General features: G+C 42.9%; 19 protein-coding genes and 1 tRNA gene. 9 read left to right on the forward strand and 11 right to left on the reverse strand.

What is annotated here, in order from left to right; translation table 11 throughout:
- Positions 1–283: 283 nt before the first annotated feature.
- Complete coding sequence (locus MMG82_RS20150) at positions 284–814, forward strand: hypothetical protein (RefSeq protein WP_241407335.1); 531 nt, start codon at positions 284–286, stop codon at positions 812–814.
- Positions 815–1,065: 251 nt separating this feature from the next.
- On the opposite strand, the gene MMG82_RS20155 is transcribed toward MMG82_RS20150, so the two are convergent.
- A tRNA-Ser gene (locus tag MMG82_RS20155) sits at positions 1,066–1,156 on the reverse strand.
- An 80-nt stretch (positions 1,157–1,236) separates the two neighbouring features.
- Positions 1,237–2,508, reverse strand: coding sequence for a purine nucleoside transporter PunC (punC, locus tag MMG82_RS20160; RefSeq protein WP_037418960.1), 1,272 nt, complete (start codon positions 2,506–2,508; stop codon positions 1,237–1,239).
- A gap of 115 nt (positions 2,509–2,623) precedes the next feature.
- On the opposite strand from punC, the gene punR reads away from it, so the two are divergent.
- The 6 genes from punR to MMG82_RS20190 all read left to right on the forward strand — a co-directional run bounded on the left by punR (position 2,624) and on the right by MMG82_RS20190 (position 5,878).
- Complete coding sequence (gene punR, locus MMG82_RS20165; protein WP_037418958.1) at positions 2,624–3,526, forward strand: DNA-binding transcriptional activator PunR; 903 nt, start codon at positions 2,624–2,626, stop codon at positions 3,524–3,526.
- Between the two features lie 259 nt (positions 3,527–3,785).
- Positions 3,786–4,445 carry a Bax inhibitor-1/YccA family protein gene (locus tag MMG82_RS20170; protein WP_037418955.1) on the forward strand — a complete coding sequence of 220 codons (660 nt, stop codon included), beginning with the start codon at positions 3,786–3,788 and terminating at the stop codon, positions 4,443–4,445.
- 59 nt (positions 4,446–4,504) lie between these two features.
- A complete protein-coding gene (gene tusD / locus MMG82_RS20175; protein ID WP_047540451.1) occupies positions 4,505–4,894 on the forward strand; it encodes a sulfurtransferase complex subunit TusD in 390 nt (129 codons plus the stop codon).
- A gap of 14 nt (positions 4,895–4,908) precedes the next feature.
- Positions 4,909–5,265 carry a sulfurtransferase complex subunit TusC gene (gene tusC / locus MMG82_RS20180; protein WP_011622737.1) on the forward strand — a complete coding sequence of 119 codons (357 nt, stop codon included), beginning with the start codon at positions 4,909–4,911 and terminating at the stop codon, positions 5,263–5,265.
- Positions 5,265–5,546: a sulfurtransferase complex subunit TusB gene (gene tusB, locus MMG82_RS20185; protein ID WP_037418953.1), complete on the forward strand. Its 282-nt coding sequence runs from the start codon at positions 5,265–5,267 to the stop codon at positions 5,544–5,546. The genes tusC and tusB overlap by 1 nt, the downstream gene beginning before the upstream one ends.
- A complete protein-coding gene (locus tag MMG82_RS20190) occupies positions 5,540–5,878 on the forward strand; it encodes a TusE/DsrC/DsvC family sulfur relay protein (protein WP_047537057.1) in 339 nt (112 codons plus the stop codon). The genes tusB and MMG82_RS20190 overlap by 7 nt, the downstream gene beginning before the upstream one ends.
- A 42-nt stretch (positions 5,879–5,920) precedes the next feature.
- Here the strand turns inward: MMG82_RS20190 and MMG82_RS20195 are convergent, their stop codons facing one another.
- The 3 genes from MMG82_RS20195 to MMG82_RS20205 form a co-directional block, all read right to left on the reverse strand.
- The gene (locus tag MMG82_RS20195) at positions 5,921–7,888 is read right to left on the reverse strand and encodes a RecQ family ATP-dependent DNA helicase (protein ID WP_047537054.1); all 1,968 of its coding nucleotides are present in this window, start codon (positions 7,886–7,888) and stop codon (positions 5,921–5,923) included.
- Positions 7,889–7,963: 75 nt separating this feature from the next.
- Entirely contained in the window at positions 7,964–8,284 is a 321-nt protein-coding gene (locus MMG82_RS20200; protein ID WP_037418945.1) for a hypothetical protein, read from the reverse strand.
- 158 nt (positions 8,285–8,442) lie between these two features.
- On the reverse strand, positions 8,443–8,943 hold the full coding sequence (locus tag MMG82_RS20205; RefSeq protein ID WP_037428080.1) for a hypothetical protein: 501 nt from the start codon (positions 8,941–8,943) through the stop codon (positions 8,443–8,445).
- Positions 8,944–9,536: 593 nt separating this feature from the next.
- Here MMG82_RS20205 and MMG82_RS20210 point away from each other — a divergent pair.
- Both MMG82_RS20210 and MMG82_RS20215 read left to right on the forward strand, forming a co-directional pair.
- A complete protein-coding gene (locus MMG82_RS20210) occupies positions 9,537–10,640 on the forward strand; it encodes a tyrosine-type recombinase/integrase (RefSeq protein ID WP_052184068.1) in 1,104 nt (367 codons plus the stop codon).
- A gap of 176 nt (positions 10,641–10,816) precedes the next feature.
- Positions 10,817–12,874, forward strand: coding sequence for a PhoX family phosphatase (locus MMG82_RS20215; RefSeq protein ID WP_047537052.1), 2,058 nt, complete (start codon positions 10,817–10,819; stop codon positions 12,872–12,874).
- Between the two features lie 63 nt (positions 12,875–12,937).
- Here MMG82_RS20215 and MMG82_RS20220 read toward each other — a convergent pair whose 3' ends face one another.
- The 6 genes from MMG82_RS20220 to MMG82_RS20245 form a co-directional block, all read right to left on the reverse strand.
- A complete protein-coding gene (locus MMG82_RS20220) occupies positions 12,938–13,699 on the reverse strand; it encodes a DTW domain-containing protein (protein ID WP_047537049.1) in 762 nt (253 codons plus the stop codon).
- A gap of 278 nt (positions 13,700–13,977) precedes the next feature.
- Positions 13,978–14,352 (reverse strand): hypothetical protein, encoded by a 375-nt coding sequence (locus MMG82_RS20225; protein ID WP_139122658.1) that lies wholly within the window; start codon positions 14,350–14,352, stop codon positions 13,978–13,980.
- Between the two features lie 83 nt (positions 14,353–14,435).
- A complete protein-coding gene (locus MMG82_RS20230; RefSeq protein ID WP_069454971.1) occupies positions 14,436–14,744 on the reverse strand; it encodes a hypothetical protein in 309 nt (102 codons plus the stop codon).
- A 97-nt stretch (positions 14,745–14,841) separates the two neighbouring features.
- A complete protein-coding gene (locus MMG82_RS20235) occupies positions 14,842–15,051 on the reverse strand; it encodes a hypothetical protein (protein ID WP_047537043.1) in 210 nt (69 codons plus the stop codon).
- A 238-nt stretch (positions 15,052–15,289) separates the two neighbouring features.
- The gene (locus MMG82_RS20240) at positions 15,290–15,520 is read right to left on the reverse strand and encodes a hypothetical protein (RefSeq protein ID WP_047537040.1); all 231 of its coding nucleotides are present in this window, start codon (positions 15,518–15,520) and stop codon (positions 15,290–15,292) included.
- A gap of 120 nt (positions 15,521–15,640) precedes the next feature.
- Entirely contained in the window at positions 15,641–16,516 is an 876-nt protein-coding gene (locus MMG82_RS20245) for a hypothetical protein (RefSeq protein WP_069454973.1), read from the reverse strand.
- Positions 16,517–16,621 lie beyond the last annotated feature (105 nt).

Raw genomic sequence — 16,621 nt, forward strand, 5'->3', positions numbered from 1 at the left:
GTTAATAGTAATACAATATGATTTTAGTTGTTGGGTGATAAAATTTTTAACATTAAGGCTGAGCATGTAACGATTAGGTGAGGAAGAGTGTGGAAAACTAAGCTGCGCTTAGCTTGACTCAAACGGTAAGAAGTCGAATAATGGCGCCAGGTTGCAGAGACACCTATCCGCAGAAGATGACATCACTCTGACTCATATCTCGATGTAAGCATCACATGTATGACACAACAATTGATTAGGTTTGGCTTAGCGGAGATGCCAATAAAACTTAGGAGAATTGTTTGTGATACAACAAATTACCCCAGCACCACGCGCCTTAACCGAAGTCAAAATCCACGCTAAAAAGCGCCTTAAAGCCTGCCACGCTGGTGATTCAATGGCGCTGGATAAATTCGCCCCCTTGATGAATAAGCAAGGTTTTACGCAGCAGGATATTCAGCTTAAGCATTGCCAAAGCCTATTGGCTCGTGAAATCGGTTTTACTGATTTTAATCACTGTCAAAGAGTGTTATCTGGGCAAGCACACATCGGTGAAGACTTAGGTACCCTATTCCATAGCAGGCGCTGCGATACCTTGCTCAATCACTGGTTCAGCGGTTTTGATGAGGCACTGGCTTTTTTACAGCAGTCACCACAGATGGTGTTGTTGCCCTACAAAAAGCAGTTCTTTGTGGTCAACGGCCCTGACTATGTTGATGCTCTTGGACTCATATTGAGTGACCCCGCCTGCATCTACAGTACATGGGTGGGGAATCAAACGGTTCCTGCCTATGAAGCTTTTGCGCTAAGTCTTATCAGGCATAAGCTCACTTAGCCTTACTTAACCTAGCCTTATTTAACCTAAGCAGGTTTGCTATTTGAACAACTAGGCTAATGGGAAATTAAATCTATTGCGAAAGAAAAAGGCCGCGTCAAATTCCATAAATAAAAAAATCCATCATTGTTGATGGATTTTCCGTGGGATCTCGCGGAGGAGCTGCGCTTAGAATTAGGAACCCTGGGGTTCAACTTTCGAAATTCCAAAAACAAAAAAGCCATCATTGCTGATGGCTTTTCCGTGAAATATGGCGGAGGAGCAGGGATTTGAACCCTGGGTGGGCTATAAACCCACGCCGGTTTTCAAGACCGGTGCATTAAACCACTCTGCCACCCCTCCGAACGATGCGCATAATATAAGTTAGTTTACTGACTGTAAAGCACTAACTGATAATTTTGCGCTAACTGCTCGTATTACATTCAATCTGCTTGATTTTGCTTCTTATCCACATTGATCCCAAGGCGAGCTGGATCCGGCGCAGTAAAGTGTTTGGCAAAATCGGCCCATGTTTGTTCGGTTTTTAACAGGTAACCCAAGATCACCACTAATGAACAGCTCAAAATGGCCCAACCTATGGCAACTTCTCCTGAGCTTGCCCAGAGCGCGACTAAGCTTGAGGCGCCAAAGGCGATAGTGATTTGCAAAAAGTTCTGTAATCCTGCCGCTTTAGCCGCATTTTGGGTAAATTGTTGCAAGGCGCTGTTCACGACGATGGGATAAATCGCCCCGTTCGCCGCTGCAAGTATCGAGAACGAAATCAGCAGTGGGAAAATAGTTTCCATCTTCATTAATAAGGTGAAAAATACAATTGAGATAACACAGAGTCCAAACATTGCCAGTAATACGTTGAGTGTACGGTCGGCACCAATACGTTTTATCAATAACTTACTCGCGTATCCGCCCACAATAAACATGATGGTTTGCGGAATAAAGCTAAGGCCAATCTCGGTTGCTTGATAGCCATGCTGCTCCATCACAATCGGCCATACCGTCAAGTAGGCAAAGAACGCACCTGAACACGCACCAAAAATCACTACGTTACCTAAATAACGGGTATTTTTCAAAATCTGCTTGTAGGAAACTGCGCTTGGCTTAGCATCCTGATGCGCTGCATGGCTCGGCACGAAGTATAAGGTCATCAGCACCAATAAAAAGGCAATCACACACAATGAGATAAAGATTGCACGCCATCCAAAATCGTTCAGAATATAAGCACCAAGGATTGGTGCTAATGCGGGTGACAATGCTACTAACGGCATAATATTGCTGAAGATCCCCTGAGCTTTTTCGGCATCATACTGTTCGACCACAATCGCTTGCCAAATAACGCCAGCACTACAGGCGCCAATGGCTTGGAAGAATCGAGCGATGTTCAACATCAGTATCGAGTCGCTATTGGCAATTGCAACACTGGACGCGGCAAAAATGCCAAGGCCGAGGATCAGGGCATAACGTTTGCCGAGTTTACTGACCAAAGGGCCATAAATCAGCTGCCCTAAGGCTAAACCAGCCAAGAAACAGGTGAGCGACATCGCCACTTGTGAAGGTGAAGAATTGAACGAACTTTCAATTGCTTTGAAAGCAGGTAAATACATGTCTGTGGCAATAAAGCCTAACATGCTTAACAAGGCCAAATAGAATAAGAATATAAAAAACTTCATATTTACAAAGATATTACTAGATGTTTTCATAAAATAATCATGTCAAAAGACTTAAGGTGTGCAGTCTAAATACTTGTTAATTTGATTGGAAACGTTTATTTTTGACAGATGCTATCAATTATTTTCATCACAATGGATGTCAGCTATGCTCTCGGAACAAGCGTTAGAACTCATTGATATCGTGGCCCGGGTGGGGAGTTTTACGGCGGCAGCCAATCGACTGCACAAGGTCCCTTCAGCGGTCAGTTATGCCGTTAAGCAAATCGAAGAAGAACTCGGTGTTGTGTTATTTGAGCGCCACCACCGCAGCGTGACCTTAACCCCTGCGGGAGAGCATTTTGTTAAGCAAGCCAGAAACTTGCTGACTCAAATGGATGAGATGAAACGTGGCACTCAACGTGTGGCAAATGGTTGGCAACCCACACTGTCTATCGCCTTAGATAACATAGTCCGCGCCGACAGAATTAGCGTATTAATCGCCGACTTTTACCGTCATTTCCACGATATTGAGCTTATCATCCGCATAGAGGTCTTTAACGGGGTGTGGGAGGCGCTTGCGACCGGTCGAAGTGATATCGCCATTGGTGCAACCACCGCCATTCCCGTAGGTGGCGTATACCAATATAAAGACATGGGCGATATTCAATGGGCGTTTTTGGTGAGCAAAAACCATCCCTTAGCCAATATTGACCGACCTTTAACCGACGATGAATTACGCCCCTTCCCCTCCATCTGTTTGGAAGATACCTCGCGGGAAATTCCGAAACGCATGACCTGGTTATTGGAGAATCAGCGCAGACTCGTGGTGCCGGATTGGATCCGCGCGATTAACTGTTTTAGAGAGGGCCTCGGCATTGGCTATATGCCAGTTCATTTGGCCAGCGTCTTTATCAAAGCTGGCGCCTTGGTCGAAAAACAGCTTGAAAATCCTAAGCTGACTAGCCCCTGCTGTCTGGCTTGGAACGCCGATAAGATGTCGCCCGCCCTGGCCTGGGTGCTAGATTATTTAGGCGATACCGATAAATTACACCGTGAATGGCTGGCGTAATATTGCCGTATGATCACAGGATTAAGCTTGTTTTAAAGTCTTTGTGTTGCACTGTTGTAACGAAATACGGCTGAATCATCAGACAACACAGAAAAATCAGCCTTTACAACTTGTTATTTGTGGCGTGAATCCTTTAAGCCAAGCGCTGTTTTAGTTACTATGCAAACAGGATTACTGGATTTGCGAGATTAATGGGAACTCTCGTGCCCGTTAAAAATCAAAATGATCAGTTTGGATTCAAAAGCTAATGGAGAAAGATATGACTCAGCAAACCCTGTACTCAACGAGTGCATCCACCTTAGAAGTGAATAAACTTCTTAAAAACACTTATCTGTTACTGGCCATGACCCTCGCCTTTTCTGCATTGTGTGCAGGCTTAGCGATGGCGCTCAACATCAGCCCTCTGATGTCACTCGGTTTATCTATCGGCGGTTTAGTACTGCTATTTGTAACCTTACGAAAAGCCGATTCAGCGGCAGGCATCTTCTGGGTTTTTGCCTTTACTGGTATGGAAGGCGCCTCATTAGGTTACATGCTTAACCACTATGCTGGTATGACGAATGGCTCTGAGCTTATCATGCAAGCTCTTGGTTTAACATCAGTTATCTTTATTGCGCTCTCTGCCTACGCGGTAACGACGAAGAAAGATTTCTCTTTCCTACGTGGGTTCTTGTTCGCAGGATTGATTGTGGTGATCGCCGCTGCGCTGATTAACATTTTCGTGGGTAATAGTGTGGCCTTTATGGCGATTAACGCAGGTCTTGCGCTGTTAATGACCGGCTTTATCCTGTTCGATACTAGCCGTATCGTAAATGGTGGCGAGACTAACTATATCCGCGCCACTATCTCCTTGTATCTGGACTTTTTAAACCTGTTTATTGCCATTTTGCATTTGCTTGGCATTGGTAACGATGATTAATCCCCTTTTCGGGAAACTTACGCTAAAATGGCCCTACTTTTAGGGCCATTTTTTTTATGATGAGCAAATTTATTATCCAAGTAAACGGGCCAGCCTATGGCACGTCGGCAAGTGTGAATGCCCTACGTTTCACCCAAGCCTCCCTGCAAAGCGGACATGAGATTGTCTGCGTGTTTTTCTATCAGGATGGCGTGTATAACTCCACGGACTTTAACTTACCCGCATCCGATGAATATGATGTGGTTAAAGGCTGGAAACAACTGGCTGCCGAGCATCAAGTCTCGTTAGTTAACTGTGTTTCTGCGGCATTACGGCGCGGCATAGTCTCGCAGCAAGAGGCACAAGAGAACGGGCTAAGCCACTGGAATGTGGAACGTTCTTTTATTATGGGTGGACTGGGTGAACTGGTCACGGGAATTGAATCAGCCGATCGTTTGATCTGCTTTTAAGCTTCGGAAATGTTATGAAAAAAATCTGTATATTGTTCCGAAGCGCGCCCCATGGCACCACTAAAGGCCGCGAGGCCTTAGACTTTGCCCTGTTAAGCGCCAGTTTTGAGCAAGAAGTGAGTTTAGTGTTTGTCGATGAAGGCGTGCTTCATCTGCTTAAAGACCAACAACCCGAACTTATCGGTGGTAAAGATTACCTCGCGGCGTTAAAAGCGCTCCCGCTGTACGACATCGAATCGGTGTTCGCCTGCAAACAATCTTTAGGTGACTACGGCTTAAGCCATGGTTTGCTGTCGATTCCGGTGACAATCTTAAACGATGAAGCGATTTCAGCTCACTTAAAAGCTGTCGATGAGGTCTTAGTATTCTAATGATTTTACATCATATTCAAACCTCGCCCAGCCGAGACAATGCCCTCAAACTTTGCCTGCGTTATGCTTGCAAAGAGGATGCGATTTTACTCTCGAGTGATGGCGTAAATGCATTATTACTGCGCCAATGGGCCATGGCGCTATCACCCTTTAAGGTAATGGTGCTGAAAGACGATGTTATCGCCCGCGGCTTAACGGAACGTCTTAATAACATTAGTCAAATTGATTACAACGAGTTTGTCACTCAAGCTCTACAGCACGATAAGGTGATCACGTGGTAAATCCGCTTATATTTAACGGCGTCGAAATTGAACGCGACCATCAAGGCTATTTGAAGAATATCGCCGACTGGCACCCGGATATGGCGCAGCTGCTCGCTCATGAAGAACAAATTGAACTGACCAGTGCTCACTGGGAAGTGGTCAATTTTGTTCGGGATTTTTATCTGGAATATAAAACCAGCCCTGCGATTAGGGTGTTAGTTAAAGCCATTGGCCAAACCTTAGGCCCAGATAAAGGCAATTCCAAATACCTCTATACGCTGTTTCCCGTTGGCCCGGCTAAACAGGCGACAAAAATCGCAGGATTACCTAAACCCGCTAAATGCATCTGATGACGAAAGGCATATAGCATATATGCCTTCAATCATTACCCCTTAAGTACCCGCTTTTTCAAGCTTTTGCTTGATATCGGCGTATCTACATTTTTCCAAACGTCCGAAGCCTTGGAGTTTGCGAGCTTGCAAACGAGTCAAGATAGGTTGAGTCAGGCCTGCTAAAAACTGGCATTGGGTATCTAAGGACAAAGGTGCTAAGCCTTTGGCTTCTGCTGCGAGTTTTAACTCATTTAAATCGGCACAAATTTGCGTATCATCAGGCCATATTGGCTCTTCAGAATAGGTCAATTTAGCCACTCGGCCACGACAAACACTGCAATGACCACAGGATTGAGGTGCTGCATTATCGTCAAAATAGCGAGCTAAATTGTAATTTAAGCAACTTGTTAGCTCAAAAAATCGTACTAACTGTGCAATGCGAGCAATTTCTTTTACTTCTTTATCAGCAAAGTATTGATAGAGCTGCTCTGCTCGGTTTTCCTGTACTAAGCCTTGTTCATCGACTTGATAGACATCGGTGACTTGCTTTGTTTCTAATTCAATGAGTTGCTGACTAGCAAGATATTCTAACGCAGCCATTACTCGAGTTCGTTCAGCCCCCGTAGCCTGATACAGTGAAGAAAAATCCAAACTGCCCCAAATGCGCTTCATTTGGGTGTGGGCGAAAATATCAGTTAAAAATGCCTGCCGTTCGGGTGAAAACTGATGCAAAAATTGCTCTTGCGGCACAATAAAACGGTAACGAATATCGGCGTAATAGGCATAAAGTGGTTTGATGATGCCTTGCATTTCAAGCTGCACGAGTAACGTTTTCAGAGGGAGTTGTCTAATATTACTCACAGTTGACAGTTGATGAAGTTGCAGTTCCCAACGTCCATTGTGGGTTTCTTCGCGAATGTTATTAATTACAGCCTTAATACTTGCCAGTTCAGGCGTATCGCCATAAACAAAGTTTTCGACAGTGTTGATCCCATCCAAATTGGCTAAAGTGACGCAATGGGAAAGTTGTCCATCACGCCCTGCGCGGCCAATTTCTTGGCAGTAATTTTCAATAGATTTTGGTAAGTCATAGTGGATCACAAAACGAATATTGCTTTTATCAATCCCCATTCCAAAGGCGATGGTCGCAACAACGATGTTGATATTGCCCTGCATAAAGTCCTGCTGAATTTGCTGGCGTTTCTCATCCTCAAACCCAGCATGATAGGCGCTTGCTTCAAATCCCATACGGCAAAGTTCAGCGGCCACCTCCTCTGCCGTATGCTGCAAAGTCACATAGACAATTCCTGCACCGATAACATGTTGTAACTGCTGTTGTAGTGCGGCCAGCTTGTGCTGACTTGCTACAGGTAGTACTGTCAAGTCGAGATTAGCACGATAAAAGCCTGTTTGAACAATGTGTTGTGGCTTAATATCAAAACGCGCCGCCATATCAAGCTTTACTTTACGTGTTGCAGTGGCCGTGAGTAACAGCACCAATGGAATCGCTAATTCGCGGCGATAATCGGGGAGTTTTAAATAATCGGGGCGAAAGTTATGTCCCCATTCTGAGATACAGTGCGCTTCATCAACAACTAGCATAGAAATCGGAATTGATTGAATAAATTGCCTAAATCGCTCATTTTTAAATCGCTCCACCGAAACCATTAGCAATTTTAACTCGCCTGAGCGAGCCTCACGCATCACCTGTTGAGTCATTTCTGGTGTTAAGGTCGAATCAATACTCGCCGCTTTAATGCCCTTCTGTTGTAAAAAACTTAATTGATCTTTAATCAAAGCCAACAATGGCGAAACCACTAAGGTTAAATGGGGAAGTTGTAGCGCGGTAAATTGATAGCAGAGCGATTTTCCTGAGCCAGTAGGAAAAATCGCCAGGCTCGACTGGCCAGCTAATAGCTGAGAGATAACCTCACCTTGACCCTGTCTAAATCCTGCAAAGCCAAATTGTTGCTGTAATAGTGGTATCAAGGTTGATACATCATCGGGCTGAGGTGCTGAATAAGACATTGAAAAATCCTTGTACCCTATCATATAGACAGGGTCTGCGACTGAAGAAATGCTGAGAACGATTAGACCTTGTCGCTATGACTTTCTGGCTAAATATAAATTGATAAATGCGGTGAGCTTATCGTTAAAGACCTCTTCAAATGTATCGAGATCTTGACCTAATGTATTGAAGTATTGGGAAACTTGAGAACGTGACAAATTTTTATGATCAACCGTGTATTCCATTTCTGGCATGGTTTTATCGTAACGAGGCACTAAGGTCCACGTCACTAAATCAACAGCAAAATGCTTCATGGCCTGCTGTGCTAAGGTACAAAAAGCTTCAATATGTTCGCGGCCATCGGGCCCGAGACAACCAGGTTCAACTCGGCAAAGTACTGATAGCTTTTTTGGCATATTATTTCCCTATGTCACAAACTTCTGCTAGAAGCATTGTCCAACGTTGTGCGATTAACGCCAGCGTCATCGTTAACTTCAGTTTAGTTTACGTCACTAAACCAAAAAGTCACGTATTGAAGATGGTAAACATAGCCGTTGGTTGATATGAACATTATTTAAAAGGTTTCTTCTTCATTTGCGGCAGAAACAGTAGCGGCATGTTCTGATAATAACGTATCAAGTGCTTGATCAAAACTATCTAAACGCTCAAGTTCCATATAACGCTTTAAGCGTAAGATAATATCCTTGCTAACTTCGATGTGGGACTTTTTCTGACGCTTTTTTATCTGGGAAAGTTCTTTGCGAACCATGCGCCATCCTAAATCACTAAAATATTGATTCAGCATTCGATTCACTTGCTGTAATTGAACATCTACGGTTTGATTTTTCTTACGTAATTGAACCAGTATATTTATGTTAGCGATTAACTCAGTATAACTTGTAGGTGAATGCATCAATAAGTTAAACCATCCTGCCTTTTCCCCTACCACATCTGGATGAACCATACGATAAATTAACGGTAAGGCAAATACTAATTCTGCTTTATCCAATAACCGTAATTTTCGCCCCGAGGTTGGTGCTTCTTGATGATATTCCCAAAAATAGGCTGTCGTCATTTATGCAAAACCTGTTGTTAACGGATAAGCCCATGATATCGATAAACACCATAAAATAAAAGAATGGTTACACCATTTTATCGATCGTTTTTGCTATAACCTTCTTCTCGCTTAAAAGCTGTACGGTTAAGGCGGAGGTTCATCTTGGTAATCATGGCTAATATTATGTTTTTAAAAGACTAAATTTTAACCAGCTCAGCACAAACAATCATTCTGTCTTAAATTTAGTCAACATTAATCATCAATAAAATGGTGTAACCATATTTAAATATTTTAATTAATCCTTACTACTTTATGGCAAGCATTAAATATCAAGTAGAGTGTTTTATCGCCAACACTAAGTTCAACACCATTTATGGAATAATATTTAAGCAATAATGTGAATCACAGTAAATGATGGTTGAATTTTCATATAAAAATAAATTTCACTCTATTTTGCCCTAGCCCTCTCTAAACTGTTTTATTTATAACCTATTTGTGCATTTTAACCTCATATAACTCGACTACCAGTGATAATGACGATTATCACTGGTAGTAATAGCAAAGATTTACGTATAATTGCGCCAGTTTTATCGGCAGTGAAAATCGCTCTAATGTCAAAAACGAATCGATTTTATCCAATAGATGTTAATCAGCAACCCGTAGGGGTAAACACTCATTTAACAAAGAAACTTACACAAGCTGATAATGCATTTTTTGAAGAAAGTGCACTTCCCCAATCTGTGCATAATGACTTTTATAATGCAGCAGCCGAAACTGAATTTGAAATATCCAGCAATACTCGCCGTGTATACCAAACGAGCTTCAGTCTATTTGCACAATATTGCTTAGAACACAGATTACAATCATTACCGACTGATCCAAGAAGCGTTATTTCTTTTATTGGTCATCAAAAAGAATTGCTAATGGCCGACACTGGGATGCAGCTTTCTAAGCAAACCTTAACCACTCGGTTAGCCGCGATTCGTTACTATCACATACAAGCGGGTTTTCCGTCACCCACTGAGCACCCGCTGGTGCTCCGAGTCATGCGCGGTTTGAGTCGTAATCACAATCGCCGAGTGCAAGATTATGATCAACAACCGATAATGTACGATGAAGTAGAGTTACTGCTCCAAGCGGTTGAGCAACAACCTCATCCTCTGCTGCGTTCAAGGGATAAGGCTATTATTCAACTCGGTTTACAAGGAGGATTTCGCCGTTCTGAGTTGGCGAATTTGAAGGTGCAATATTTAAGTTTTATGCGGGATAAATTAAAAGTACGCCTGCCATTTTCTAAAAGTAATCAGCAAGGATTAAGAGAATGGAAAAATTTACCTGATTCTGAACCTTTCGCCGCTTATCATGCAGTAAAAGCATGGTTACATGAAAGTCAGATTAATGATGGGCATTTATTTCGCTCTATCTCTCGTGATGGAAAAACCTTAAGACCTTATCAAGTGAAAGATAATAACAAGTCCAATACCACATTTAACCGAAATAGTGGATTCTTAAATGGAGACGATATTTATCGAATTATCAAACAATATTGCGTAAAAGCAGGATTACCCGCTCAATACTACGGCGCACATAGTTTACGCAGCGGATGCGTAACACAACTACATGAAAACAATAAGGATACACTATATATCATGGCACGAACTGGTCATACGGATCCGCGTTCATTGCGCCATTATCTAAAACCGAAAGAAGATTAACCATTTTATTAGTCCATAATTCACAATACTGTATTTAAGATATTTTTAAGTTAAGTCTTGCAAATGTTTATGGTTAGTCATTGCAGTATTCCTGTAATATAAATGCCGTTTTGGTGTCATATAAGTACTTTAGGCTAAGTCACGAAATTAATTATCCGTACTAGCTGGAGTAAAATATGAGCAAGGCTACCTTTGATCCTACACGCTATAATAAAAGTAATAACGAACCTTTTAACCAAGTGTTGGATAAACATTTATCTCGTCGTAATTTTGTCAAAAGTGGATTAGGTCTAGGGGCCATGACCGCCTTTGCAGGTATAGGATTGACGGGATGTGGTTCTGACAATTCCTCCTCCCCCACCCCAGTTGATCCCGTGCCACCATTACCACCTAGCAAAAGTAGCGCTAAGCTTAATTTTACCTCAGTCAAAGGCGCACGTTTAGATGCTGTAGTCGTACCTGAGGGGTATACCGCCCAAGTCCTTGCACCTTGGGGGACACCATTAAATTCTAAAGCTGCACCTTGGAAAGCGGATGGCAGTAATACCGCAGATGACCAAGCCAACGCTGTCGGTATGCACCATGACGGAATGCATTTTTTCCCATTGAATGACGCTGGTGATGATGGTTTATTGTGTATTAACCATGAATATATTGATGAAATAGCCCTACATCCCAATGGTCCAACGGTCGATGCAACAACGGGATTACGAACCATTGTCGATGAAGTTCGCAAGGAAATTAATGCCCATGGAGTGTCAGTGGTTAGAATCAAATTCACGAATAATCAATGGGAAGTAATTTATAACGATCGCCATAATCGCCGTTTTACCGGCGCGACAGTAATGGATATCGCCGGTCCTCTAGCTTATTCTTCACTGCTTGAAACCCGATACTCCCCCGATGGTAGCCAAGCTCGTGGTACTTTAAATAACTGTGGTAATGGTTATACCCCTTGGGGCACTTACCTCACATGTGAGGAAAATTGGCCTGAATATTTTGTTAACCGTGGCTCTCTCACTCCAGATCAAATTCGCATTGGGATCAGTAAAACCTCCAGTCGTTATGGCTGGGATGATCTTGCCGGCCAAGATGAAGAACGCCTTGATGAATTTAGCCGCTTTGATGTGACCCCAAAGGAAACGAGCGCGCAGGACGATTATCGCAATGAAGCCAATGGCCATGGTTATATCGTCGAAATAGATCCATACAATCCCACATCCCGCGCAATTAAGCGCACTGCCTTAGGGCGTTTCCGTCACGAAGGTTGTACTTTTGGTAAGTTGAGCGAAGGTAAACCCGTGGTATTTTATTCTGGTCATGATGCGCGTTTTGAGTACCTCTATAAATTCGTGTCGGCAGCACCTTGGGACCCACAAGATGCCAACAGCAGCAATCGCCTTGAAGTTGGCGATAAATATATGAACGAAGGCACATTATATGCGGCTAAGTTTAATGAAAATGGCGTTGGTGCTTGGCTACCGTTGACCTTAGCTAGCCAAACGACTGATGGCAAAACCTTAGGTGACACCTTTGCAAGTCTGGCTGAGATTATTCTTAATACCGCTGGAGCAGCAGATTTACTAGGGGCAACGCCGATGGATCGTCCAGAGTGGTGCGCAGTCGATCCTTTCACAGGTTCAGCCTATTTAACACTGACAAATAACTCGAAACGTACCGAAGCCAACCCCGCAAATCCAAGATTGAAAAATAACTTTGGACATATTATTCGTTGGGATGAAGCTGAGAAAGAGACTGAATTTACCTGGGATATTTTTGTCTTTGGCTCGCCAAGTGATGGTAATGCCGAGACTAATTTATCTGGCTTAACGGATCTAAACCAATTTGCCAGCCCAGATGGCCTTGCCTTTGATAAACGCGGGATCTTATGGGTACAAACCGATAATGGTGCTGAAGAAGTCGCCGAAGAAACGAACGATCAAATGCTGGCGATTGTCCCTTCGACGCTGCTTGATAGTGCCAATAAGCAAGCGAGTTTAACGAGCAATAACCAAATGGAGTTAAAACGCTTTTTTGTAGGTCCCAACGATTGTGAAGTCACAGGTTTTGCTATAAGCCCTGATTATACCTCGGTATTTGCCAACATCCAGCATCCGGGAAACTGGCCTTATTCAAACAACGCTGCTGAAGTCACGCCTACAGGTGTCGTGCTTCGCCCTCGCGCGGCCACTGTGGTGATCCGTAAACTCGATGGCAAAGAAGTCGCCGTTTAATTTATCGACTAAAGCATCAGATAAAGCACATCAATCCCCTCACTCGAGGGGATTTTCTATAAATCACAACTCCAACGTCGCAGCGCGATAAGCCGCTTCAAAGGCATCGGTAAACTCGCTGATCGGTAGAATATCTTCACGGCAGCGACGGTTGCGCCCAAGTAATGATGACTCGACAAACAGATCGAACCATGTGGTTAATGCTTTACCATTTGCCTCTTCACCCATCGCAGCCAATGCCAGTGAAGCAACTTCTGCCGTCCCCAATTGAAAATCGTGACTGCCCTTACGTAGTGCGTAAGTCGCTAACGTATTAGGATCAAAAGACAAGATAGGTAAATCTTGCAGATAAGCGCTCTTACGAAACATTTTAATGGCTTCTCGCCAACTGCCATCGAGCATAATCAATAAAGGGCGTTTACCGTTCGCCAGCGTAGCCATGGGTACTTGGCTTAATACGGTTTGGCCTGGGTTAGCATATTGGGCGGGAAACACTAAAAACGGCTGATAATGCTCGTTGCTTAACAGTGCTAGCATCTCAGCTGCTGGCTCGGTACGCGACCACAGAAACGCATAGGTATCAGGGATCAGATCCGCAATTAAGCGGCCACTATTGGTTGGCTTGATGACCTCGTCGTTATACATGATCAGCAGAAAGCTCGCCTGAGTGGTTAACTGCCTGCGCAGCGAACAAGTACAAAATTGCGCACCTAACAAACACAAAGGACAACGGATGAGTTTTTTGCCGCGAGCGCCAAAAGGCTTAGTTGAAATGGATTTGCGATATTCATATAAGCGATGTACAGCGTGTGGGGCAAGAGCCATAGCAACCAATTCTCAATCAAACTCGTTTTAAAAGGCAGTACACAAGGTGTGCCATTATGCCGCGGAGGCGCAGTGTATCCTTTGGCCGATAAAGGTGCAATTGTGGAAGAGTAATAAAGTCTCATACTCAGGCAACTCGTTTTGGGACATTAAAGCGTGTCAGAACGTCGACTGTATCAGGTGAATTTCGGATAAAAATTTCTATGGGTTAACGCCCCGTGCATGCGCGCGAACTTGTGAGCGTCGCTGCAGCCGAAGGCTGCAAATGACGCGGCTTGTTATGTGTGAATTTCAAATCGAAGCTCCCCGCCAAATATTTTTATATTTCCAAAATCACCTGTAAGCTCAAATCCACCATCGACCACCTGCAATGTATCAATGTTGCCATAATCAATTGACCCATCTGAATCAGTTGATGACATTACGGCTGACTTGGGTTTTAAACCAATAACGGAAACTGTATTAACGAATTGAAGTATTGCTTTTCGGTAACACGTATATTCATTTAGCTTTGGCTCAGCATAATATTTGGACTCTGGCCAGATGCTGGCCTCCAGCTCAAAGTACAAGCTGTTATTCTCATAGCTCCAATCTAAAACGAAAGAATCATTGAGATCGATACCGTTGAATACTTCCATTTGATGCCAATCCATAGTCATTCACACATAACGCGCGCCTTAACGGCGAGCAACTTGTTGCGAGTCCAGCGGCCGCAGGCGCGGTGTGCTGGCGTTTGTTAGGCATTTTTGCCAATTTTTGTTTTAGTTAAAAAGACAGAAAATATAAATACGGTACTAAGCAAGGAATAAAATATAATCGGATCCCCCCATATGGATTGAGTTAAAAATCCATAACAATGATAGGAAACATAGGCAGCAGCCCAAAATGCTGTTTCCCGACCAAAAATAAAATCGACAATATAAAGAAGTCCGCCATCTTTAGGGTGAAAAAATTCTATAGTTCCCCGGAGAATCAATAGATATGCAGCGACAATTATTGGAATAAAAACCAATTGCCTAAGACGCGATCTAAAACTCTTCATCATATTTAAGTGCCTAACGCTTTGCTAATGGGCTGCCGCAGCGTAGGCAGTCCAGTGGAGGCCACGGCTTTTTGTGGTCGGAACGAAATTAAGCAACTTGTTAGGTATCATTCGGCTTGTCAAACCAATGACTAGGTATATTTTTACCCAAAATTAACAAGCTAACTCCTTGCTTGAAAGACCATTTTTTATAAAGGCAAATCAAATAAATTACAAAACACAAACTAAAAATAAAATCCAAGAACATGATAGATAAGAGTAAATAATCAAATGAGTCCAAACTTGCACCTGGAGTACCGGGAGCGTCCATGTCCACTCCTAAAAAATCGGCAACCCAATTACTAATGTAATACGTTGGTATGCTTGAAATCACTATAGCTAAGCAAGTAAACAGGGTTCCGTAAACATGATAACGAACCTTTAAATTTGAATAATTCTCGAAGCTCACGTCATATACCTAACGCTCGCAGCACAGGCCGAAACCCGCGCAGCGGTTGAGGTCCAGGCCACGCAGTGGCCGCTTGTGACTGCGCTTGTTATATAACATGCTAATTTTTACCACCGACTAACATGCCGATAGCAACGAGTATTGCCCCTACTGCTAATGCGGGAAGCCTAAATTGCGTCCAATCAAATGAATTCTCAGCCGTAGACACGACCTTTAAGTAAGTATCATCAGACGATGATTGAAATGTCTCAACCGGTAAGAAGTCTACCGCGAAGGCCGCGATAGCATATAAAAGAACTAAACAGCCAATGATGATCAGGGCTTTACTCACTTGAATCTGCCTCTTGTTATATAACGCCCCAAGCAGGGGCAACTTTTAAGCTGGCAAAAATAGGAGCGAAGCGACGGGAGCCAGCTTAAAATTGTCCCATTGACTTGGCTTGTTAGCTGCTTAACGCTCGAATCCAATTCTAGACAGAATATTACCTTGTAAATTATACAAACCACTTGGTTTACCTATTCCGTTGTTTCCAATACTTGTTTCACTCTCAATGACACTATTAAGGTAGCGAAAAATTCTCTCTGAGGTTTTTTCTTCACCTTTACATTGTGCTAACTCTATAAGTGCACCGCCTTTAAATTTTTTTGCACCAATTACTGCTAGTTCGTTTTGATCAACTTTAGTGGTTTCAACCCTTGCTCCTAACTCTTGGTCAGGGACAATTTCATACTGATATAAAAAGTACTCTCTGGTTTGAGGGCATTGAACACCTAAAATAAACTCAGCCTGATAAGCTGTAAACAACCTACTCATAGAGCCATGTTCTCTAGCTTTATTTAATACCGCTTCAATAGAATGGCAGATTACTTGAGATACATACTCGGCGGTTAAAATTGTGTCTAAATGACTATCTAAAAACATAGATTCGTCATAATTAGTTTGTCTTAAGTGCTTATTAGCTTCACATGACATAACTATTTGATAGCTACCATTGTAATAAGTAGGAAATAATCCTGTTAAATGATTCCTCATTGAGTTGATCAAATGCTGAGCAACTAAAGAGCTTCCTGCAAACGCAACACTACAAGCGCCTTCATACCTATTGCCTAGATAACCATTAAACCACTCACCACAGAAATTTAACCCCTTAACTCGAATTGGAATCTCAATTACTTTTTTAAAGCCCTTCACTAGGACATGATTGTTCTGTGTGATATGAGAGTCTGCGGCAAAATAAATCCCCTCTTCAAATCCACCTGAACTATGACCAGCAAGTATAAGTGTCATTTTAAATCCCTTGGCAGCTAACATTTTATTAGTGCGCATGCGCGTTTACCTCATTAGACCAGTAAAAACGCGCATCATTAACTGTTTGTATTGCAAAGAACTTATCAGCTTTTTATCTAATACACCATCCGGAAAAACGCGCAT

The sequence above is a fragment of the Shewanella sp. MM_2022_3 genome (assembly GCF_022557375.1).
Classification (GTDB): Bacteria; Pseudomonadota; Gammaproteobacteria; order Enterobacterales; family Shewanellaceae; genus Shewanella; species Shewanella xiamenensis.